The organism is Coleofasciculus sp. D1-CHI-01 (assembly GCF_040218875.1).
Taxonomy (GTDB): Bacteria; Cyanobacteriota; Cyanobacteriia; order Cyanobacteriales; family Coleofasciculaceae; genus Coleofasciculus.
Window position 1 is genome coordinate 1 of sequence record NZ_JAVJQP010000130.1, and the last position, 22,384, is coordinate 22,384.

Genomic DNA, 22,384 nt, shown 5'->3' on the forward strand with positions numbered 1-22,384 from the left:
CTTTAGCCGTTTCATTGTCATACCTACCCAGAACCTCTCAACTAAACCCGCCCTCCGTCATATCATCAAAGTTCAATTGTTGGGGCGGGTTTAGCCGTTTCATTGTGATACCTACCTATAACCTCTCAACAAACCCCGCCCTCCGTCATATCATCAAAGGTAAATTGTCGGGGCGGGTTTTGTTGAGAAGTTATCGGTAGGTATCACAATGAAACGGCTAAACCCGCCCCTACAATTGACCTTTGATGATATGACGGAGGGCGGGTTTTGTTGAGAGGTTATCGGTAGGTATCACAATGAAACGGCTAAACCCGCCCCTACAATTAATCTTTCACGATCTTCGAGGGTATGCTTATTTCTGAGGGCTTACTGAAAAACTCGCCAAACCCTACTTATTCAACAAGCCCGACTGATTACTTTTTCTTTTTCAATGCTTGCGCGATCGCACCTTCTAATTCTCGCTTACTCAACTCAGTAACAATAAACACTTCTTGAAATGTTTTACCAGAGCGAGCTATAATCTTATGTCCACCGCGAATGGGTACAGACACTTTTAACTCTAAGCGAGGACGATGACTTCTCGCCCGTCCAATGACAGCCGGCGTAATCGTTTGAATCCCAGTATAGCTAGTGAGACGTTCTAGAACCGGAATCAACCCGGGTAAGTGAGTTGAGTGATTCCAAACCAGTCTACCGCCATTGGACTTACCCATGATATATTTTTGTCTATCTAAATTGCATGTCGATCAGTTTTGTGCAAAATCATTACCCCCTCTCCCAGACGTAGCAGGCTACGTCTCTACATTTACGCCGCCTCCAGGGGAGCCATGGTTAATCCAGCCCGACTTAGCTGTTGGTGATAGAGTTCAGCTTGTTCCTCAGGACCAACCCAAACAATGGCTTGACCTTCAAAGTGAACCTGATTCGTCAGTTTCCAAGCGTAATCGCTGCTCATTCCAGGAATATACTTCACCAAGCAGTCATGGACGTGCTGAAAGGTGTTGAAATCATCATCCAGAACAATAACCTTATAGTTAGGATAAGGCTTGCGGGTAACTTGACGCGATTTTTCAGGAGCTTGAGTTGGTGCAGCAGATGTCGCTGAACGAGCTGCTGAAATTACCACAGTCATAGGGCTTGTAACAAAATTCTGCTAAAAAATTCAAAAACGTATTATTCTAGTTTACCGCAGTTTTACATCAGTTAATCATATTCATCACGGAAGTCCACCAGAGAAAGCCATCAACCAGATAAAATCCGCCGATTAGCAAAAGCACAATACTGCCAAACCGAATAATTGCGTCAGAGTAGCCCAACAAAAAACGGGTTTGTTTGACCAAACTGGTGAAGAGACTGGCGAAAAAAATGATCGCCGTGTAACCCAAGGCATAACACACCATTGCCAAGGTACTCTGAATCGGGGAACCTGTTGCTGCACCCGCCGTGAGAACGGCAAACATGACGGGGCTGGTGCAGGGAGAACTCACCAAGGCAAAGGTTACGCCAACACCATAGGGTCCTGCGATCGCACCGTTAAAACCCGTCTGAGGTAAGGGTAGGCGTATTATCCCCAACAGCATCAACCCCATAAGGATAATCACGACACCGACAACAATCTGTACATAGCCCCGGAATTGAATCAGTATAGCCCCTGCCCAAGAGGAAAATAAACCAAACAGACTCAGCATGGTTACCACTCCCAGGACAAATAACCCCGCTTTGACCAAAGCATCCCGGCGCGAGGTAATTTCACGGGTGCCAATGTAACTCAGATTTACAGGTAGTAGGGATAAAATACAGGGAGAAATACTAGCGATTAATCCTCCAGCAAAGGACAAAGCCAGTAAAATCAAGGGATTATCAGTACGTTGTTGCTCAAACCATTGTCGATAGTTATTGCCAACCTCGAAGGCAAAATTCGTCAGTGTTTCCCCCAAAGGACTTTGCCAAGATTGGCTAACCGCTAAAATCAGAATCACCGTTGCGCCAAAGACTAATCCAGGCAAGAGAAATTTAGAACGGTGGCGTTGGGCAGAGTATGCCGCTAACGGTTTAGAATGTTTCATAAGTGGGTGGACACAAGTAAAGTTAAAGATTGTCAATGCGGGTTTAGGGAATCAATTGTAGGGGCGGGTTTAGGGAATCAATTGTAGGGGCGGGTTTAGGGAATCAATTCAGCTAGTCACCAATAACTGAACAACAAAACCCGCCCTAGTCATCAATAACTGAACAACAAAACCCGCCCTCCCCACCAATAACTGAACAACAAAACCCGCCCTCCCCACCGATAACTGAACAACAAAACCCGCCTCCCCACCAATAACTGAACGAACAACTTGCACCCGCCCTTATTTAGACACAGCCACCGTTATTTAAAGTCACGGGAACCTGAATATCCTGACAAATTAGCCAGTTGTTCTAACTGCATTCCTCCCCGATAAAATTGACCATTAATTTCCCACGTCGGAAAGGCTCGAATTTTGGCTTGACGACAGAGTTCAGGTTGAGCATTTTTGCCACGGGGATCGCACTCAATCGTTGCAACGTAAGCATAAGCTTCGGGTCCAAACTGTTTTTCTTGCCAGCGACAAACAGAACACCAGTAGGCTTCATACATTTTGGCACCAATCTGTTGCAGATGTTGGGCTAGAGCGACGTTTGCCGAAATTGCTGGAGATTGTCTGGGTTGAGGGGATTGAGCCTGGGGTTGAGAGGATGGAGTCGTTGCAGGCGACTGAGGGGATTGAGCCTGGGGTTGAGAGGATGGAGTCGTTGCAGGCGGCTGAGGGGATTGAGTCTGGGGTTGAGAGGAGGAAGTGGTTACGGATGGCTGGGATGCCACGATAATTTTGGGAGATGGTTTAGGTTGAGAACGTTTGACCGATTGTTCTTTGGCGTAAGCTAAGTTGCGCTGATACTGGTCTATTTTTTGGCTTGCCAGTTGCTTTTTCGGATGAGATGATGGCGTTTTTTCCAAAAGTGCGATCGCTTCTTGCCAGCGATTAACAACTAGATTCCAGTCATCCGGGGATACAGCCGATTGTGTAATTGTCGCTGCACTCATCGCGGTATCCAGGGCTTGGGAAAAGGGATCAGGTTCCGGCGAAGTGGCTGGGGATGAAACAGATGTAGGAGACGCGGGAATCGGTGTTGCTGGCGTGTTCGGTTGTGCTGTGGGTGGAGGCGATTCAACTTGAGAACACCCCGTCGCCAAAGCCAGTAGTGTTGCGGTTATTGTTGGGTAAAGCAGGGGTAGATGGATTCTTGAACGTTGCATGGTTAGGGTTAAGGTAAGGGATAGGAAATCACGCATTCGTAGGGGAGAAGCATTAGCACCTAGATTTTTCGATTTTACCTAACCCCTGAATTTGGCAAAGCTTCCATCCCATTAGGAGTTTGTAACTTTTGCATGACAAACTCTTGATTGACCAATGCTTGCGGATGAGATGGATTCAATTCTAATGCGGTTTGCAAGGCTTCCAAAGCTTGAGGATATTGCTCTAAAAACCGCAGCGCAATGCCTTTTCCAGCCCAAAAATCAGCATTCTCTGCATCGATCGCGATCGCACGATTATAAGTCACTACGGCATCACGGTATTGATTTAATGCCATGAGTGATAGCCCCCTATTATACCATGCTGCTGCCGAATCCGGATTAATGCCAATTGCTCGTTCGGCTGCGGTGATCGCCTCTTGATAGCGTTCTAGACGGAAATCTAAGCCACTCAGATTCACCCAAATCTCTGCCAGAGTCAGAATATTGCCTACATTCGCATCCCCTAACAGCGCCCGTTGATAAGCAGCACGGGCTTCATTATACTGTCCCAATGTGGTGAGAATTCGGGCATAGTTAAACCAAGCCTTCGAGGAATTGGGGTTAATATTAATCGCCTGTCCTGTCGCCCCTAGCGCCTCTTCAAACCGCCCCATAAACCACAGCGTCGCCCCCCGACTACTCCAAGGATCAGCATAGTCAGGATTGAGTGCTACCGCCCGATTAGCCGATGCCAACGCCTCTTGAAATCGACCATTACCCGTCAGCGCATCCGCCCGATGACTCCACGCATACGCCGCCCCTTCTTCTCCCCAGCGCCCATCTCCCTCTTGAATCGCTTGATCACAGGCGGCTAAAGCATCCTCGTATTCACTCAGTTGGTTCAGGGTGGCACATTGATTGGCTAAAGCTAACGAATAATCGGGACGAATTTTCAGCGCCCATTCCTGAGAGGTTAACGCTTCACCCGGTTGACCAATAATTAATAAAACTTTACCTTGTTCCGTCCAAGCGGTTGCATCCTTGGGGTCAATCGCCAGGGCTTGATCATAAGACTCTAGGGCGGCGTCATACCGTCCCAACTGAGCCAGAATTTTACCACGATTCGTCCACGCGATCGCAGGAGTCCGATTTCCCCAATCCCCATTCACTTGTAATGCCCGTTCACAGGAATTGAGGGCATCATACGTCTGATCAAATTGGGACAATAACAAACACCGTTGCGCCCAAGCCAGGGAATAATTGGGATTACTTTGAACCGCTAAATCCAAGGAAAATAGAGCTTTTTCTGGTTCTGCTTGTCCCCAAAGAGCTAACCCTTGATGATACAGTGCATAAGCTCGTGTCACCTGATTCCAATTTTCATCAAGTTGCAACGCTGTTTCACAGTCAGTGATTGCGGCTTCATAGTTTGCCAATTGGATGTGCGCCGCGCAGCGCTTTGCCCAGGCTTCAGAATGTCTGGGTTCCAGGCGAATGACTTGCCCATAAGAGGCGGCGGCTTCGGCATAATTATCTAATGCCCGTTGAATATCACCTCGATCAATCCAGGCTTGAGGTTCATTAGGATTTAACGCGATCGCTTGATCACAGGCTTCTAGGGCTTCTTCATAGTTTTTAGCCTCTTTTTGGGAAGCACAGAGGTTAGCCCAGTAACTAAAATCTTGTAACTGTAATCCCTCTTCACCTTGAGCGTTTAGACTCTGGGGATAGGATACAGTTACCCATAAAAAGGTACTTAGAACAATAGAAATAATTTTGTCATTTGTCATTTGTCATTTGTCATTTGTCATTTGTCATTCGTCATTCGTCATTCGTCATTCGTCATTTGTCATTTGTTATTTGTGATAATTGAACGGTGAGGTTGGGGCGGGTTTAGTTATATCAGGGTGAAAATGACACGTTAGTGGTAAAACCCGCCCCTACAAAAGATGTTTTATCGGAACGTCTCTGCTTCCCCTGCTTCCCCAGCTTCCCCTGCTTCCCCGGCTCCCCCAGCTTCCCCAGCTCCCCCAGCTTCCCCAGCTCCCCCATCTCCCCCAGCTTCCCCTGCTTCCCCAGCTTCCCCAGCTCCCCCATCTCCCAACTCTCTATTTCCGACAATTATCACAATGTCCACATTTTAATCCCATCGCCTCCTTTTTAAACCCAAACGCTTTTAATAAAAACTGCCAACGACATTGACGGGTTGTCAGGTATTGTGTCATCAGTTTCTGTACTTGGACTTGGTGAGAACTTAAGTTAGCCAAAGCGCGGGAATCGGGGGATGGGTGTTTGTGATAATGAAAGGGATCTTGCCATTCCAATTGTTCAGCACTGTGCAGCAGGGCTAATGCGACTTCACCCTGGCGAAATTGTTGGCTGACAGTGGCGACATTCCCTTGTTCGGGTAGCTTTTTGACTAAGCGTTGTGCCTGTTGGTATTGCGATCGCATCTGATCGACAAAAAATTGACGCTTTTGCTTATCTTCTGAATTTAACCACCCCGTTGGCTCACTGATCAACGTCAGCGCATCTGCGGGTTTGCCATCTCGTCCACCGCGACCCACTTCTTGGATATATTCTGATAATAATTGGGGGGGCTGAAAATGTACCACCCAACGCACATTGGGCTTATTGATTCCCATCCCAAAGGCGCAGGTACACACCACAAATTGAGTTTTGCCACTCAGCCAACTCTGTTCAATCTCTCGCCGTTGTTGAGAACTCAACCCCCCGTGATAGGCGGCTGTCGCATATCCCCGTTCCCTAAACCATTGGGCTAATTCCTCGCCATCTCGCCGCGAACGTACATAAACTAACCCTGATTGCCGATTTCTGGCTTGGATGAAGCGTAACATCTTCTGGCGGCGTCCCCGTGGTGTCCAGACGATTTGCACGTCTAGGTTGAGATTGTGGCGATAGGGACTGATTAAAAAGGCTTGGGGGTGTTCTAATTGCAACACCTTGTTGATGGTGTCTTGGGCGATGGGATCAGCCGTCGCCGTAAATGCCGCGATCGGGATTTGGCTGCCGGGTGGTTTAGATTTGAGTAGGGTGGGTCGTACTGCGCCTAGCCGTCGATACGCGGGTCGAAAGGTATCACCCCATTGAACCAGACAATGTGCCTCATCGAGAATTAATCCATTAATTTTCAGATTCGGCTGAGAGAGTCGTTCCCAAACGGGCGCACTTAAGAGGGTTTCTGGAGAGAGGTAGAGTAATCGGAGTTCCTGGTTTTCCAGGGCTTTCAGGGTTTTTCGCCGTTGTTGCGGGGTTAATTGACTATGTAACAGGGCGGCGGGTAAGTTGCGATCGCGTAATTCTTGTACCTGATTTTCCATTAGAGCAACTAATGGGGAAATCACCAAGGTTAATCCGGTTTGTAATAGGGCGGGAAGTTGAAAACAAATCGATTTTCCCCCACCTGTGGGTAACACAATCAGTGCATCTCGCCCTTCCAAAATACTGCGGATAATCTCACCTTGAGGCGGACGGAAATTATCATATCCCCATATTTTTTTAAAGGCGATGCGGACATCGTTCCAGGATGTGGTTTCGGTCATGCTCATGGGTATGTAGAGATGTTAGGGACAGTTGTAGATATCTGAACCTGATGCTTATTTGTCTTTAACGATGGACGAAGGGAACAATCGGTTAGGATTCCCTAGTCAATCACTACCCTAGCATAAGCCTGTTTCCAGCTAATCTTATCAAGTTTGCTCAAAGTTTTTATTAAAACTATCCTTAAAGTCACATCAATAAAACTTAATTTTTGTTTAAGGTTAATGATTTTTTTGTATGTCAATAAAGGTTAGTCCGGAAGCGCTTCTCACCGCCTATAGCGATTATATAGTGATTGTAGGGATAACCGAGGCGGATATCCAGGACTTAGACCATTATCCGATAAGCGATCGCCTTTTGGCACAGGTACTCAGTCAGATTCTGGTCTTAATCCCGTAGTGGTAGGGTTAAGTTTGTTTCGCGATGTTCCGGTTAATTATGGGGAAACTCGTAGAGACGTTCCGGTGGAACGTCTGACCGTGGAACGTCTTCTGGTGGACTTGTAGGGGCGGGTTTAGCCACTAAACCTAGCCACTCACCGATAACCTATCAACAAAACCCGCCCTCCCCACCGATAACCTTTCGCTGATGGATGTGCTACAGGGGCGGGTTTCTGGGCAACGGTTTCAGGATAAGGTGGTGTTGATTGGGGCTTACGCGCCGTCGCTACGGGATAGGTTTTATACGCCCTTTTCTCACTATCAGGTAACTACACCCAAACCCATGTATGGGGTGGAGATTCAGGCGCTGTTGACGAGTCAGATTATTCAGGCGGCGCTCTTGGAAGCTGGAGGAATTCGGGGGGTGGCGCAACTGTGGGAATATGGCTGGATTTGGCTGTGGGTGAGTTTGGAGTATCTCTGGATACGACGCTGGCGACGGGGGCGTTATCCGGGGTTGACGTTGATGATGGCGTTAATCGGGGGGATGGGTTTAAGTGGTGTTTTGGTGGGGGTGACATATACAGCGTTTTTGCTGGATATCTGGATACCGTCGGGGGCGGCGTTGGTGGGAATTGGGCTAATGGGGGTGTGGGGAGTGCTGTATTTTTATATTCAGGAGTTGCAGGAGTATAACTGTTTATTGGTGGCGCAGGTGAATCAGAAGACGCAGCATTTAGAGGAGGCGTTGATTCAACTGCAAACGACGCAAAATCAGTTAATTCAGCAAGAGAAACTTACGGCGATGAGTTCGTTGGTGGGAAATTTATCCCATGAGATGAAAAATCCCCTCTGGGCGCTGGGAAATCGGTTGGAGATTTTAACCCTGTTAACTCAGCAATGGCGCGAGGGGAAGGGAGAGGAGGTGGTGTGCAAATGGGAGGAGCAGATAGAGAAGGCGAAACAGGAGTTAAATCGGGCGAATGGGTTGGTGGCGACGTTGCTTCCGGTTCCCCAGGGGGAGTTACCCCAGAGTTTGGCGAGGGCGACGGTGGGGATGATTGTGGAGTTGGCGGTGAAGTTGGCTTGTCCCCAGGATGAGGGGATTGAGATAGAGTGGCGATTGGGGGAGTGGGATGGGGTTCCGGTGAAGGTGCCGTTGTTGGTGTTGCGGGTATTGACAAATTTACTGGATAATGCTGTGTATGCGGTGCGGTGTAAGCGGGAGGGGTTGGAGGAGTTTGATGCTTCCCCAGCTTCTGGTTACATCCCCCAGATTCGGATTGAGTGGGTTAACACCGAGCGAAGTCGAGGTGTTGAGGAAAATGAGTCGGTGATTTGGCGGGTTTGGGATAATGGGATAGGGATAAGTGAGTCGATGCAGAAGCGCTTGTTTGAACCGTTGGTGACGACGAAGCCGATGGGGGAGGGTTCGGGGTTAGGGTTGTATATTGTCTATGAGTTAGTACATAAGTATCAGGGGGCGATTGGGGTGAAGTCTCAGGTGGGAGAGTATACGGAGTTGGAGGTGGTTTTTCCTAAAAGTCAGTTGGTGTTTGAGGGGGAGAGGGAGTGAGTGAGGGCGCTTGCTTGATGTTTAAGTAAGCACTCAGACAACTTGAAGAGATTGCAGTTTGTTAAGTTTTCCCCAATAAGAAAAGAGCGATCGCGTTTAAGGGGGTAAAATTGAGAATGATTTATTCTGACAATCCCTGATGCACTTCATCGGCAGGATAAATTAGGGACAGGAAAGACCAGCGTTGATTGGGAGCTTCTGGCAATGTCTTATCGAGAACCCATCCGCAAAAACAAGCTCTCATCGAATCGGACGCCAGCGCCCAATCCATTGCAGCGGCGTCGCTTCAAAATGCCTAAGCCGCCGCAACCCGTTGTGCGACGGTCGCCCGAAGAACAAAAGGCGTTTCTTCAACAGAAACTGGAACAGACAGCCTTTGTTGGCTATAACGGTCTGAATGTCCCAGTTAATGTACCAGCCACACCACCTCCGCAACCTGTTCAGAAACAACCTGCTAATGGAGAGTTAGACAATAACTCTCAAAAGCCGGAAGTGCCAGAAGTCGAGACAACTTCAGAACAAGAAGAAGAGACTATTGAGCAAAAGGAGGAACTGTCTTCCGCTGCTGCATCACCGAATCAGGAATCTCCTGACACAGAGGTAGAGGGAGAAGGTGTCACCCCTCCTGAGCAGGAGGAAGCAGAAAACGGAAAGCAGCAATCCCAAATACCGGATTTACAAGCTCAAAAGGAAAGAGCATCTCGTTTAAGTTCTAACTGGCTCAAAATTCCGGTTAATACTCCAGGAACAAAGCAATCACCGATTCAGAGGAAACTGTCTCAGAGTGGTAGCGAGCCTCAATATCAACCGCTCTTGGGAGAGAGAACCAATTTTGTACTTAATGGGTTGAATCAGTTTAAGGTTCAGCAATTTAGTCAGCTAGAAGAAAGTAACAGGGAAGTAGAAGGAAAGCAGCAATCAGACGATGGACTTCTGGGGAATCAGTCGCTACCGGACGCTGGGATTCAGAGTGGTAGTGCGATTCAGCCGAAGTTGATTGATAACAAGCAGGATAACCTGTTTCAGACACAAGAGGGGGAAGGAGAAACTGTTCAGGCGAAGAAACTTACCCATAACACTCCCGAATTTTCCGAAAATAAGGGACTGTCCCTACAGCCTTCTGATTTAGAAGAGGAAGTTCAACCGCTTCAGACGAAGAAACTTACCAGTAACGTTGCCGAACTTGCCGAAAATAAGGTACAGCAACTACAACTGATGGAGTTGGAAGAGGAAGTTCAACCGCTTCAAGCTAAAAAAATCTCTGACCCCACCACTGAATATTCTCAGAATAAGGCTCAGTCTCTACAGCCTACAGAAGTTATTGGTGAAAACGGAACAGTCACTACAGTCAAAACAGTTGTTCCGGGAGAAACCAGTGGAGAAAAACCATCAGTAGCTGAAACAGTAGGAGATGAGACGACAAGTCAACCTCTTGAAACCGCAGATTCTCCCAAAACCTCCTCTGAAGCGGAGTCTGACTCAGATCAGTCCCTAATGAATCAAGAGCTAGCCTCAGCAGCAGCTCAGCCTGGGGTAAAGGTGGAGAAAACTGGAGGAGGTCCTGCGGTACTTACGTCAAGTGAGACCCCTACAGAAACGCCAGAGCCTGTGCCATCCTCGCTACCCACGCCAACAGCAAAACCTTCTCACCCAGAAGAAGTAAAGCAGGAAGCCGCTGGCAAGGCATCTCCTTCTGATACTAATGATGTATCCAACGGTACATCTGAAGCAGAGGCGGCGATGCAGCAACTAGCAGAAGTTGACGCAACCCCAACACCATCTGAAAATACATCATCTGAAGCAGCAGCACCTACACCAGAAGAAGGTGTCCAGCCTACGGCTGAAAAAGGACATGAACCAGGTGGAGCAGTATCAGAGGGACAGGTTGCAGGAGCTGAGGCTGGTACTCCCCCGATACCTTCCCCATCCCCAGATGCATTGCGCCAGCAGATTCCAGAACGGGAACTTACGTTTGAAGAGTTTCAAGAAGTCTTTGAGTCGGGTCAGACGCCAGAGCAAGACCAAGCGGAGTCTCAGCAGTTGCTCAATGGATTGCAAGCCGATGTTGAGCAGCACAAAGCAGTAGTTCAAAATGATACCCAAGCTCAGAAGGCGGAAATTGCTGCCCAGGCTCAAGCACAAATCGCTGCTATTCAGTCCAAGATAGAGACGCAGATCAGCACCATTAGGGAGTCCTATGGAACAGCCCGCTCGAACCTGATGGGTAATGCCGAACAGCAAAAAGCCGCCTTAGAGGCACAAGTCGCTCAAGAAATTACTCAGGTTGAGGCTGATACAGAAACGCGCATTGCTGACATTGAGGCTCAACTTACCCAGCGACAAAACGATTTTTCTGCTTTCATTGAACAAGAGAGCCAACAGCCACAGATTATTGCCCAGCAAGAGTCAAATCGAGCTAACAGTGAACTTGATAATGCTGCGGGTCAAGCCGTACAAGTTGGTGAAGCTGAAGCTAGTCGCCATCCTGGAAGTGAAGATCCCGCTCCGAAACAACGAGCCGCTGCCAAAGAGGTAGCCGCCGAAAGTGCTACTGATATCCGTGAGAAAAAGCCTGGGATTTCGCAAGATTTACAATCACGCGCTGCGGAGTTTTCGGCTCGTTATCCCGAGTATGGCAATAAGATTAACGCTGAAATCGAACAGGTCAGAACCAGTATTGTTCCAGCGCTGCGCGAATCAGTAACGAAAACCATCAATAATTTGCAACAAGGTCGAGACATGACCTTGCAGACGATAGATAATCGGCTACAAGTTGATTTGAAGGCACTTGATGTAGCTGAAGCCAAAGCTATCCCTCAAATACGTGTGGCAGGTCAAACGGCAATCGGGCAGATTCAAACCCTGTCTCAACAAACATCAGGTGAGATAGATGCTGCTGCTAATGCTTTAGTCACTACCATTGAGCGTACAGGAGATCAAGCAAGCACTGTTATCTCTGCTGAAGAAGAACCCTACCTACCAGGTGTTGTTGAGGTAGTTGAGGCAGCGCGGAGTTCGCTCATTGAAACCAGTACAGCGGGTCGCGAACAGCTCAATACCTCTGTGGTAGCTGCCAGTCAGCAGATGACGGAAATTGTGACATCTTTTGACACGCAAGCTAGCCAACTTACGGCAAAAGCCCAGCAAAGTGCTGACCAAGTACAGGAACAGGCAACCAGCGCGATTGAGCAAACACTCCAAACCCGTAGCGAACAAGCTCAGAGTATTATCGAGCAATTAACCACTAGACAGCAGGGTTTGATCGATGAGGCGTTAGCTGAAATTGACCAGGCTATAGAACAAGCTCGTAGCGAAGTTCTAGGTATCACCGAGCAATTCCGAACTGAAATCACACCAGCTACGGACAAGAGTATAGAAGAAGCTAAGAAGCCATTAACTGATCCTCTAGAAGACCGAGTTGAGGAAGCTGCTGAACAAGCCGACGAGTCTTGGTTCTCTGGGTTATTACGAGCCATTGGGGACATCGTTGTTGGACTCGTTATTCTGGTCGTTGTGGCATTGGTAGTAGCAGCTATTGCGGCTGCCTTTGGCGTAGTCCTAACAGCCTGGACTGCAATCATGGTTGCAGGTGCTATCCTACTGCTGGTGGGATTAGGGGCTTCGCTGTATCACCGATTCACTCAAGAAGAATTAGCCGATGCCAGTCCATGGGAGAAAATTGGCTTGGCAGTTATGGACACCACAGGAATTACAGGGATTATTGAGGGGGTTACAGGAGAAGATATCGTAACGGGTCAAGAGCTAAGTGCTGGTGAACAAACCTATCGTGGCACAACTGGATTGTTCACAGCCGTAATGTTAATTTTTGGTGCGCGAGCTGCCATTAAAGGTCCACCTGGCGGTGCATATATACGTCCCACTGGTATGCCAAGAGGCTGGGTGGGATGGCGAAATGCACTACCTAGTGCTTGGAGAGGGATGAGGAGTGTTGGGGTAGAACTCTATACTGGTCTACGCCAGGGCGTCCGAAATATGCAAGAGTGGGTAAGGGAACGCCTTGGGCGGAAAGCACCTGCCGCACCTGAAGAGCCGGGTCCTGGAGCGAGACCCCAACGAGGTGAGGGGGAATCTCAAGCCGATTATATGCAACGACTCAGAGAGTGGCGTAATCGTCAGAGAGGACAACAACAATACGAGCAGTCGTTTGATGAGCGTATCACTAACGCAGAAAACAGAATTCGAGATCCACGTAATCAGAAGTGGTGGGACGAAGCAACGCCCCGTGAAAAACGACTCGCCTACGATATGGATCATCAAGGTTTGATTGAAGATCAAGGGGTTAACGAAGCACGTCTTGGGCTATTAGCGGAGCGAGAAGGTGTTGTAGATGGTCCGATCAGGCGCAGTGAAGTTGGTGGTGAATTTGTGGACTCTAGTAACACCGTATGGGATGTCAAGAGCGGCCGTTCCGGACCAGAAACCATCGCCGATGATCTAGTCAGTGGTAGAAACATTCTGATTGATCGTGAAGGTTCTTTGTCCGAACCCCAATTCCGCAATCTGATGCAACGGTTAGCTAATGAGCTAATTAATCGAGGACATGCTGACATTGTGCCGCAACTGCCTACCCGCGTGCAGCCAGTACCACCTTTTGCGAATGTTCCACCTCCTGTGATACCTGACCAAGGAGAACGTGAATCTACCTCAGAGGCAGTGCCAACACAGTAATATAGAATTAAGTATGGATAAACTAAATCGACTTCTTGATCAGCATGAGCGCTGGCATCAATCAGGTCAACGAGAAGGAAAACCTCTAGTTTTAAAGAATCTCAATCTAAGTGGTGCTAATTTACAGAATCGCCAGCTAGCAAGTCTCAAATTAGACAATGTGGATTTACGTAATGCCAATCTGTCTGGTTCAGATTTGGCTTTTGCACAGCTAACTAACGTACAGTTGAATGGCTCTAACTTAGCCCAAACCTATATGCATCTATCCAATTGGGAAAATGTTGATTTGAGTGGGGCTAATCTAACGAGTGCAGAATTAAGCAGCAGTTTTATGCGAAATGTAAATTTATATGCTGCACTCCTGCAACATGGGGTGTTAATCAAGTGCCAATGGTATGAAGTCACCCTGACAAAAGCCACTTTGATTGATGTTAACGCAACCAGATCTGAGTTCGTCCGTTGCAAAATGCAGGAAAGTAACTGGGAGAATGCTAGGCTACAAAGAACTAAGTTATTGTACTGCGACTTGCGTTCTGCCAACTTTTCAGGAGGGCTTCTTGAAGAGGTTTCCTTACATGCTTCTAGCTTATTCGGAATTAAAGGATCTGTTGCTACCGTAACAAATTTACTAGGAGACTGGATCGATATTAGTGCTGCGGGCGATGGTAGCCAGAAGATGCCAGTGAATGAACTTGAAGCAATGCTGATTTAAGAGAAAAAGTCAATTTGGTTCAGGGATAATGATGCATGGTCACAAAAACAGAAAATCATCAAACAGATATCCAACTAATCTTGTATGACTCCTTAAACTCATCCTTAACTGTGCGTGCAGTAAACCTAACACTAACTAAAAAAGAAAACGAAATTATTGAGTGTCGTCTCATCTTTCTAGTTAACCTAAGTCTCTATCAACGCATTGAAACTAACGCCTTATTCAATCTCAATCCCTTTGTGCGGATTTCCCCCACTGGCGGCGACTTTCAACCCTCACCCGATATCCAAATCGAAGCCAGTCTTAAACCCGACTTGCTACCCCACCTCCTCAAACACGCTACCAATGCTTCGGAAGCCGCAGCCTACCTTTTAAACCAATCCCAGCAGCAGAAATCGGGAGAATCAGAAACGGTTAAAACTGAATCGTCTAATAATGACAACTCTCCAAACCCCCTTCTAGCTACTGAGAATTGGTTAGCCTTGTCAGTCAAACAATTTCAAAAGTCAGGAGAGGTAGGCTATCGCACCTTATGGTCTCACTTTAGTCTTTTGGGACTATCTGTCGCCAGTTCTTCTAAAGAAGAAATATCTGAGAGTATCACTAACCTCTTCCAAGATTTAACAGGTTTCGGTCTGGACACGGCTACCAAAGAAATTACCACTAAATCAATTGGGGCAGTTACTAATTTTTTGAGAAACTTGGCAGAAAATATTCCTGAAAGCTCCAATCAAAACACTACCCCACCGCCACCAAAAGAACCTCCCAAGGCAAAGCCTCAAGATACTCCATCGACACAATCACTTTTTCAGTCAATTGTAAACTTCTTCAAAGAAGACAATTGGTCGTTTGCCCAGATAAAAGGACAATCAGCATTACACCTAGCCTTCGAGGGAAAAAATGGAAAATGTGACTGCTATGCCCAAGCCAGAGAACAACAGAAGCAATTTGTCTTTTACTCCGTTTGTCCTGCCAAAGTTCCAAAACCTAAACGTCGGGCTGTAGGAGAGTTTCTCTCTAGAGCCAATTATGGCATGATTATCGGCAACTTTGAGTTAAATTTTGATGACGGTGAAGTTCGTTACAAAACCAGTATTGACGTGAAAAATAATGATATTAGTTCGGAAATAATTAAACAGTTAGTTTACACCAATGTCATGATGATGGATCAATATCTACCTGGGATTACGTCCGTCATATCTGGGAAAATGTCACCAGCAGAAGCGATCGCGCAGATAGAAGCTAAGACAGACTAAACTTTAAAGTAAAGCCATGAATGCATACAAAAAATATATCACCCTTGAAGACCCAAAACAACTTATCTTATCCGACTTACCCTTTCAACCCGGACAGCGAGTCGAAGTCATTATCCTCGCCGAAGATAACCCCAGAACACCCTTAGTCGAACAATTGCAAACCTTATTAAAACAGACCCAAGCCTTACACGCCGATAACCCAATGACCGAAGCCGAAATTGCCGCCGAAATAGAAGCCTATCGCCAGGGACAATGAAAGTTATTATTGATACAAACGTTTTAGTCTCAGCAATGAACAGATAGAATGTACCGAATAGCTTAAAATACAGATAAAAAGGCGATTAAAATGTCAAAATATACACAAATTCAAAACAATCATACAGAAGTCATCGAAATCATTAATCAAGCTGCTCAAGCAAAAGTAACATCACTCGATTTATCCAGTAAAGCTTTGACAGAAATCCCCGACTGTATTACTAAAATTAGTAAGCTTCAGAGACTGAACCTATCGGATAATCAGCTAACCGAGATACCGGACTGCATTATTCAATTGACTCATTTGTGGGATATTAATTTAGGCAATAATCAAATAAAAAATATGCAAAAACATGGTGAAAAATTAGCAAAAATAAGAATGATATGTTTGGCAAAAAATAAAATAGAACAGATACCAGAATTTCTGAGCAAAATTAAATGGTTAAGAATCCTTGATTTGTCAGATAACCAAATTCAAGAAATACCTGAATATATTACCAGATTAACTAAATTACAAGGTCTATCTTTACATAACAATCAAATAAAAAATATAAAAATAGTTAAAGATATCGACAACTTCAAGGAAATGACATCCCTACACTTAGATAATAATCAGATAAAAGAAATACCTGCATCTATTACTCATCTTCCTAACTTAAGGTTGCTGGGTTTAAATAATAATCAAATCCGAGAGATACCCGAATCAATTACCCAAATGATTAACTTAATGACGCTGAAATTATCGAATAATCAAATAAGACAGGTTCCAGAATGTCTCACTCAACTCACAAATTTGAGATTTCTGGATTTATCAAATAATCAGATAAGAAACATACCGGAATCTCTGACTAAACTCACGAAGTTGACGAGACTGGATTTATTGGGAAATCCTATAGGAGATATCTTGTATTTATCGGGACATCTTTTTAGGAAAAATAGTCCAATTTAATACCCCATTGCTTCCCCCGTCACTCGCCGCCTATCATTCACCCCCCAAACCCCCCCCGATTCAACCTGAATCGACTCCGCCGCACCCCAACTCACAAACGGAATCACCCGATATCCCTTCTCCCACAACCTCCAAACCCCATCTCCCTCCACCGCAAAGGGTTCCGTCAGCACCCAATTCGGTAATCCCTGATAATGAACACGCGGCGCATTCACCGCCGCCGCGATATCCAACTCATAATCAATCCAATTCGTAATCACCTGCACCACCGTAGTCGGAATCGTCGCCCCCCCAGGGGAACCCGTCACCAACACCACCTGATCATCTTTCTTAACAATTGTCGGACTCATCGAACTCAACGGTTGCTTCCCCGGTTCAATTTGATTCGCCTTCCCCTGAACCAAACCAAACTGATTCCCCTCCCCCAGCTTCACCGTAAAATCATTCATCTGATTATTCAGAAAAAACCCCGTATCCTTTGCCATCACCTTAGCGCCAAACAGGGAATTAATCGTATAGGTAACCGCCACCGCATTGCCAAACTGATCCACAATAGAATAGTGCGTCGTATGGGTGCCTTGAGGCATATCCTGCATCTGCAACGCCTGGGGATTCAGCGCCCTCTCCCCTATTTGTTCCCGTATCTGCGCCGCATACCCTTGACTCAACAGGCGCTTAACGGGAATCTCGACAAAATCCGGATCACCCAAAACCTGATTCCGATCCCGATACGCAAATAGCGCCGCAGACAAAAAGGAATGCAGACTCTCCACCGAACCCCATCCCCACTCCCTCAGAGGATACCCCGCCAACACGTTCAACATCTGACACACCGTCACTCCCCCTCCCGGCGGTGGCGCGGTTACCACTTCATACCCCCGATAAAAACAGCGCAAGGGGGTTTCCTGACGCACCCGATACCGAGTAAAATCCTCTAAGGTGAGAATCCCGCCATTCTCCTGACTCGCTTGCACGATCGCCTGAGCTATTCTACCCTGATAAAATACCGAAGCACCCGATCGCGCGATCGCACCCAACGTTTCAGCCAACTCCTCCTGGACCAACCGTTCCCTCACCTGAAAGGCTTCCCCCCCATCCAAAAAAATCGCCGCCACAGTCTCCTGTTGAGAAAACACCTTAGTCTGACGCTGCAACCGTTCCACATCCCCCGGTGACAGAATAAACCCCTCCCGCGCCAACCGAATCGCCCCCGCCATCACCTGTTGACGGTTCATCGTACCATACTCAGATAATGCCCTATCCAAACCCGCCACAGTTCCCGGAACCCCTACCGCCAGATATCCCTGGGTACTTAACTTAGTCTTCACCTCCCCAGAACCATCCAAATACATATCCGCCGACGCCGCCAGTGGCGCAGTTTCCCGGAAATTGAGAAACACCGCTTCCCCTGAAGCTGGCTGAATCACTCCTAACCCACCCCCGCCAATATTCCCACAACAGGGATGAACCACAGCCAAGGCGTACCCCACCCCCACCGCAGCATCAATCGCATTTCCCCCCGACAGTAAAATTTCTTGTCCCACCCGCGACGCTTCCTTGTGCGCCGTCACCACCATCCCCCGTTCCCCCTTCACCGCTTCCGTTGGTTGGGGATAACAGGGAAACAGCCGACAACTCGTCCAACTAAGTATCCCATAGAGGTAGTTTAAGGGATGATAGACGCTCCGTGCGATCGCCATATCCAATCCAACGGCTGCAACCATGGATGCGATAATCAATAGCAGGATTTTCTTCTTGGGCGATGGACAAAGTGTCACTGCTTCCCTCATAGGTTTGGGAGAAGCTTACAGCAATCTCTCTGAGTATGATAAAGCCATTGATTTTTTTCAACAATCTTTGCCTATCTATCAAGAAATTGGGGATAAAAGAGGTATAGCTCGTTCCCTCAATAATTTGGGACTAGCTTATAGCAATCTCTCTCAGTATGAGAAATCGATTGATTTTTATCAACAATCTTTAACCCTCTATCAGCAAATTGGCAACAGACAAGGTTTGGCTGGTGTTCTCGTCAATTTGGGAGTAGCTTACAGCCATCTCTCTCAGTACGATAAATCAATTGATTTATATCAGCAGTCATTGTCTATTTTTCAGGAAATTGAGGATATAAAAGGTTTGGCAAATTCCCTCATGGGTTTGGGAATAATTTATGCCAAAACTTCTCAATACGAGAAAGCTATTGAATTGTATCAGAAGTCGTCAACCATCTTTCAAGAAATTGGGGATAGACGAGGCGAAGCTCAAACCCTCGGTAATTTGGGAATGGCTTATACCCAAATTAATCAATACGAGAAAGCCGTAGAATTTAATCAAGAATCTTTATCCATTTTCCAACAAATTGGTGATAAATTTGGCGAATTTAAATCCCTTTACGGTTTAGGGTTAACTTACCGCGCCATGGGACAAGAACAGAAAGCTAGAGAATTCTTTGAGCAATCTGAAGCAATTAAACGAGAAATTGGCATAGATTAGGATCATTGCGATCGCCTCCCACAGCCCAAAACACCAATCCCTGTTTGGGACAGCATTTCAGCCATTCCTAAGAAAAAGCGCGATCGCGCGAAGCGCACCAGCAAAGCTGATCGCACACCCTACCGCTTAATATACTCTCAAGTCCAACCCAAATAACCGAATTATGAAGCGTCCAGGGATCATCCTCACCCTACTGGGAAATACCTGGAAGTTCAATCTCTATTGTTACCCCGAATTTAACTCTAACCCCAGGGGGAGGACTATTCACATCAACCTATAGTACAGCGCCAGCCGGAAATTTAAGCCTGACGAATGACAATTCCCACCGATAACTTTAATTTTTCCCACCAACTTAAACAGCTTCTTTGATTACTTCCAACTTTTGATCAACTTGTTTCAGTGCTATTTCCAGATCCGTGGTTAGCTGTTGAGCGCCTTTTTTAGCCGACTGGTTGCAATACTTGGCGACATCTAAAGCAGATCCAATCTGAACGTCAATATCAGAACCCCATTGAGGAACAGGTTCACTATAACGGATGCTAACGGGTACAATTTTTAATCCCAAACCGGGTTGATTGGATTCGGCTTGCAGGGCAATTCGTGCCATACCAGGTTTAAGTGGATTAACCTCACCAAGACGAAAAATATTCCCTTCGGGAAACATCACCAAGGCTTCGCCACGACGCAGGAGTTCGACACTATGCCGGATACTGCTGATTCCCGGGTGTTTCGTATTCACCGGAAACCCACCCAGGCGGCGGATAAACCAGCCTTGTAATCCTTTCATTTCATCTTGCGACACCATAAACCGCAAATCCCTTCCTGTGACAGGTTTCCCAGCCGCATAAGCCATGGTTAACCCATCCCAACGCGATCGATGGGTGGGTGCTAGAATAACTGGACCGGTTTGGGGAATGTTGTCTTGTCCCGTCACTTGCAGCCGCCCAAAATAAAGGGGCATGAGGATACGACGCCCCAACGGATAGAGGATTGATGTTAACCAATGGGAAACACTGGAGTTAACGGGAACTATTTTGGCGGAATTGACCGTCTTTGAATCAGGCTTGTCCAAGGTTGAGGAAGTTTGGTTCTGTTCACGGGATTGGAGTTGCATCATAAGGGATTCGGTTTTTGCTGTGTTTCGACTCTCCACTTTTACCTTATGAGGTCTGACTACCCCTGTCGTCTACTGAAGGGACAGTTCTAGTAATGTCATGGTTAAGCGTTGATTGTAGATCGCGCTGGCGTCGTTGGGCAAACCAGGATTTCAGATACTCTCGACATTCGGTTTCCATAATTCCAGCTAAGACGGGTAAGCGATGGTTGGAGTAAGCGCTATCAGGACTATTAGCAACGGTGCGGATTGTGCCAGTTTTGGGGTCATCTGCACCATACACCAGCAACCCTAGCCGCGCCAAGATAATCGCCCCAGCACACATGGCGCAGGGTTCTAAGGTGACATAAAGGGTGCAGGTGTTTAAATGCCAGGTATTTAAGGCTTGTCCGGCTGCACGTAGGGCGAGGATTTCCGCATGGGCGGTAGGATCGCGATCGCGTTCTCGCCGATTTTCTCCGGTAGCGATGAGGTTATCCTGATTATCAATAATCACTGCACCAACGGGGACTTCCCCAGCTTCCCCCGCAGATTTTGCGATCGCGAGGGACCTGTTCATCCAGTAGCGATGCTTTTGATAGGCAACATGATTAATAGGCGGTAACATTTAGAGTAGATATATGAAGAAACTTTAAAATACCCCTTGGCGACTTTACCCTAATGGGAACTAAAAGCGTGTACTCTCCGAATCAATTGAGTCATTCAGCGTCTGCGGCTCCCTCAGCTTCTCCTCACCACAATAGTTATTCAGCAAGCCCTAACTATTTGGGTTTTCTGGTGCTGTGGATTATTTTACTTGTACCGTCTCTCACTGGATGTGGCATTAATCCCAAGACAGAAGCTGGGGCGCAACCCAAACCCCCTGGTGCAGAAGAGAAAACCAGTACAGCCGTAGATGTCGCGATCGCAGAAACGGGATGGGTGGTAGAACCCATAGAGTATAAAGGTAACACTCAACCCCTACGGGATGTCTCCCTGCGATCTCAAATCGAAGGGCGAGTGTTGAATCTAGGGGTTGATATTGGCGATCGAGTACAACAAGGACAAATTTTAGCCCAGATTGATGACGCTTTGTTACAAACGGCTGTAACCGAAGCCCAAGCTGAACTCGCCGCCCTCAAATCAGAAGTCGCCCGCGCCCAAACCCAGGTAGGAAATGCCCAAGCCAGGGCAGAACAAGCCCGGTTAGAATTGCAGCAAGCTAAAGTTGATGCGACACGACTCCAAAATCTGGCACAAGAAGGCGCTATTTCTCGACAAGAAGCCGAATTAGCCCAAACCGCCGCCGCCACCGCCCAACAAAACCTGCAAGCCGCCCTCAAACAAATTCGCACCGAACAACAAGCTGTCGCTGCTGCACAAGAACGAGTTAAGGCGCAGCAAGCTATTTTGGCTGAAAATAAGGAACGTCAATCCTATGCGTTACTCGCCTCCCCGATTAACGGTGTGGTATTAGAAAGAGTCACCGAATCGGGGAATTTGGTGACACCGGGAAGTGAACTGCTGAAGTTAGGGGATTTCTCTCAGGTAAAAGTGGAAGTTCGGGTTTCAGATCGAGAATTAGCGGATATTCAGGTGGGACAATCGGTAACGGTTCATTTAGATGCACTTGCCAATGAATCGTTTTCCGGAAAAGTGACCCGAATTTCGCCAGCAGCAGATAGTGAAGCCTTACAAATTCCTGTAGAAGTCACCATTCCCAACCCGAATCGTCAAATTGGGAGTGGACTTTTAGCCCGAGTTAGCTTCACCCCAAATACCCAAGCCCAAGTGGTGGTTCCGCAAACAGCGTTGGAGGTTGGCGGAGAGTCAGGGCGTGGAGAGACTCAGACGGCGAAAACGAATAAAACGTCAGAGAAAGCAACGGTATTTGTCGTGGTTGAAAATGGGGGTGAATCTACCGTTAAGGCGCGTCAAGTAGAAATAAGCGATCGCGCTAAGGGTAGAGTGGCTATTGTATCCGGTTTAAAGCCAGGGGAACGGTTTGTCGTTCGCAGTGATGTGCCGTTAAAAGATGGCGATACGGTGCGTTTGAGTATTTTATCAGTAAGTTAGAGAAGGCTCTTTGTAGGTTGGATTCAGAAACGTAGGCGAAGCCTTCTCGGAGAGTAACCCCATAAACCACGGCGATTGAAATCGCTGCTAC

20 protein-coding genes are annotated in these 22,384 nt (G+C 47.1%); 9 read left to right on the forward strand and 11 right to left on the reverse strand.

All coding sequences use genetic code 11. The annotated features are described in order from the left end of the window. Positions 1-413 precede the first annotated feature (413 nt). The 8 genes from RIB93_RS23120 to RIB93_RS23155 form a co-directional block, all read right to left on the reverse strand. Positions 414-713: a DUF2103 domain-containing protein gene (locus RIB93_RS23120; protein ID WP_446376047.1), complete on the reverse strand. Its 300-nt coding sequence runs from the start codon at positions 711-713 to the stop codon at positions 414-416. 92 nt (positions 714-805) lie between these two features. Continuing rightward, the gene (gene clpS / locus RIB93_RS23125; RefSeq protein WP_446376049.1) at positions 806-1,132 is read right to left on the reverse strand and encodes an ATP-dependent Clp protease adapter ClpS; all 327 of its coding nucleotides are present in this window, start codon (positions 1,130-1,132) and stop codon (positions 806-808) included. A gap of 67 nt (positions 1,133-1,199) precedes the next feature. Continuing rightward, the gene (locus RIB93_RS23130) at positions 1,200-2,066 is read right to left on the reverse strand and encodes a cytochrome c biogenesis protein CcdA (RefSeq protein ID WP_446376051.1); all 867 of its coding nucleotides are present in this window, start codon (positions 2,064-2,066) and stop codon (positions 1,200-1,202) included. A gap of 108 nt (positions 2,067-2,174) precedes the next feature. Next, entirely contained in the window at positions 2,175-2,342 is a 168-nt protein-coding gene (locus tag RIB93_RS23135) for a hypothetical protein (RefSeq protein WP_446376053.1), read from the reverse strand. A 26-nt stretch (positions 2,343-2,368) separates the two neighbouring features. Further along, positions 2,369-3,277, reverse strand: coding sequence for a hypothetical protein (locus RIB93_RS23140; RefSeq protein WP_446376055.1), 909 nt, complete (start codon positions 3,275-3,277; stop codon positions 2,369-2,371). A 74-nt stretch (positions 3,278-3,351) separates the two neighbouring features. Then, positions 3,352-5,046, reverse strand: coding sequence for a tetratricopeptide repeat protein (locus RIB93_RS23145; RefSeq protein WP_446376057.1), 1,695 nt, complete (start codon positions 5,044-5,046; stop codon positions 3,352-3,354). 164 nt (positions 5,047-5,210) lie between these two features. Further along, positions 5,211-5,393, reverse strand: coding sequence for a hypothetical protein (locus RIB93_RS23150; RefSeq protein WP_446376059.1), 183 nt, complete (start codon positions 5,391-5,393; stop codon positions 5,211-5,213). Then, positions 5,365-6,825 carry a RecQ family ATP-dependent DNA helicase gene (locus RIB93_RS23155; protein WP_446376061.1) on the reverse strand — a complete coding sequence of 487 codons (1,461 nt, stop codon included), beginning with the start codon at positions 6,823-6,825 and terminating at the stop codon, positions 5,365-5,367. The genes RIB93_RS23150 and RIB93_RS23155 overlap by 29 nt, the downstream gene beginning before the upstream one ends. Positions 6,826-7,054: 229 nt before the next feature. Between RIB93_RS23155 and RIB93_RS23160 the strand changes: the two genes are divergently transcribed. From RIB93_RS23160 to RIB93_RS23190, 7 genes are all read left to right on the forward strand, one after another. Beyond that, positions 7,055-7,216: a CHASE2 domain-containing protein gene (locus RIB93_RS23160; protein WP_446376063.1), complete on the forward strand. Its 162-nt coding sequence runs from the start codon at positions 7,055-7,057 to the stop codon at positions 7,214-7,216. A 186-nt stretch (positions 7,217-7,402) separates the two neighbouring features. Continuing rightward, entirely contained in the window at positions 7,403-8,773 is a 1,371-nt protein-coding gene (locus RIB93_RS23165) for an ATP-binding protein (RefSeq protein WP_446376127.1), read from the forward strand. A gap of 204 nt (positions 8,774-8,977) precedes the next feature. Beyond that, a complete protein-coding gene (locus RIB93_RS23170) occupies positions 8,978-13,462 on the forward strand; it encodes a hypothetical protein (protein ID WP_446376065.1) in 4,485 nt (1,494 codons plus the stop codon). Between the two features lie 13 nt (positions 13,463-13,475). Then, entirely contained in the window at positions 13,476-14,174 is a 699-nt protein-coding gene (locus tag RIB93_RS23175; RefSeq protein WP_446376067.1) for a pentapeptide repeat-containing protein, read from the forward strand. A 35-nt stretch (positions 14,175-14,209) separates the two neighbouring features. Then, positions 14,210-15,430, forward strand: coding sequence for a YbjN domain-containing protein (locus tag RIB93_RS23180; RefSeq protein WP_446376069.1), 1,221 nt, complete (start codon positions 14,210-14,212; stop codon positions 15,428-15,430). Positions 15,431-15,446: 16 nt separating this feature from the next. Next, a complete protein-coding gene (locus RIB93_RS23185) occupies positions 15,447-15,686 on the forward strand; it encodes a hypothetical protein (RefSeq protein ID WP_446376071.1) in 240 nt (79 codons plus the stop codon). A 90-nt stretch (positions 15,687-15,776) separates the two neighbouring features. Then, positions 15,777-16,634, forward strand: coding sequence for a leucine-rich repeat domain-containing protein (locus RIB93_RS23190; RefSeq protein WP_446376073.1), 858 nt, complete (start codon positions 15,777-15,779; stop codon positions 16,632-16,634). Here RIB93_RS23190 and ggt read toward each other — a convergent pair. Beyond that, positions 16,631-18,358 carry a gamma-glutamyltransferase gene (ggt, locus tag RIB93_RS23195; protein ID WP_446376075.1) on the reverse strand — a complete coding sequence of 576 codons (1,728 nt, stop codon included), beginning with the start codon at positions 18,356-18,358 and terminating at the stop codon, positions 16,631-16,633. The two genes, RIB93_RS23190 and ggt, sit on opposite strands and share 4 nt — an antisense overlap. Here ggt and RIB93_RS23200 point away from each other — a divergent pair. Next, positions 18,357-19,124, forward strand: a complete 768-nt coding sequence (locus RIB93_RS23200) for a tetratricopeptide repeat protein (RefSeq protein ID WP_446376077.1) — start codon at positions 18,357-18,359, stop codon at positions 19,122-19,124. The genes ggt and RIB93_RS23200 overlap by 2 nt on opposite strands. A 352-nt stretch (positions 19,125-19,476) precedes the next feature. Here the strand turns inward: RIB93_RS23200 and RIB93_RS23205 are convergent, their stop codons facing one another. Then, positions 19,477-20,238, reverse strand: coding sequence for a lysophospholipid acyltransferase family protein (locus RIB93_RS23205; protein ID WP_446376129.1), 762 nt, complete (start codon positions 20,236-20,238; stop codon positions 19,477-19,479). Between the two features lie 46 nt (positions 20,239-20,284). Continuing rightward, on the reverse strand, positions 20,285-20,845 hold the full coding sequence (gene tadA, locus RIB93_RS23210; protein WP_446376079.1) for a tRNA adenosine(34) deaminase TadA: 561 nt from the start codon (positions 20,843-20,845) through the stop codon (positions 20,285-20,287). 53 nt (positions 20,846-20,898) lie between these two features. On the opposite strand from tadA, the gene RIB93_RS23215 reads away from it, so the two are divergent. Then, the gene (locus RIB93_RS23215; protein ID WP_446376082.1) at positions 20,899-22,293 is read left to right on the forward strand and encodes an efflux RND transporter periplasmic adaptor subunit; all 1,395 of its coding nucleotides are present in this window, start codon (positions 20,899-20,901) and stop codon (positions 22,291-22,293) included. Positions 22,294-22,384: the final 91 nt, after the last annotated feature.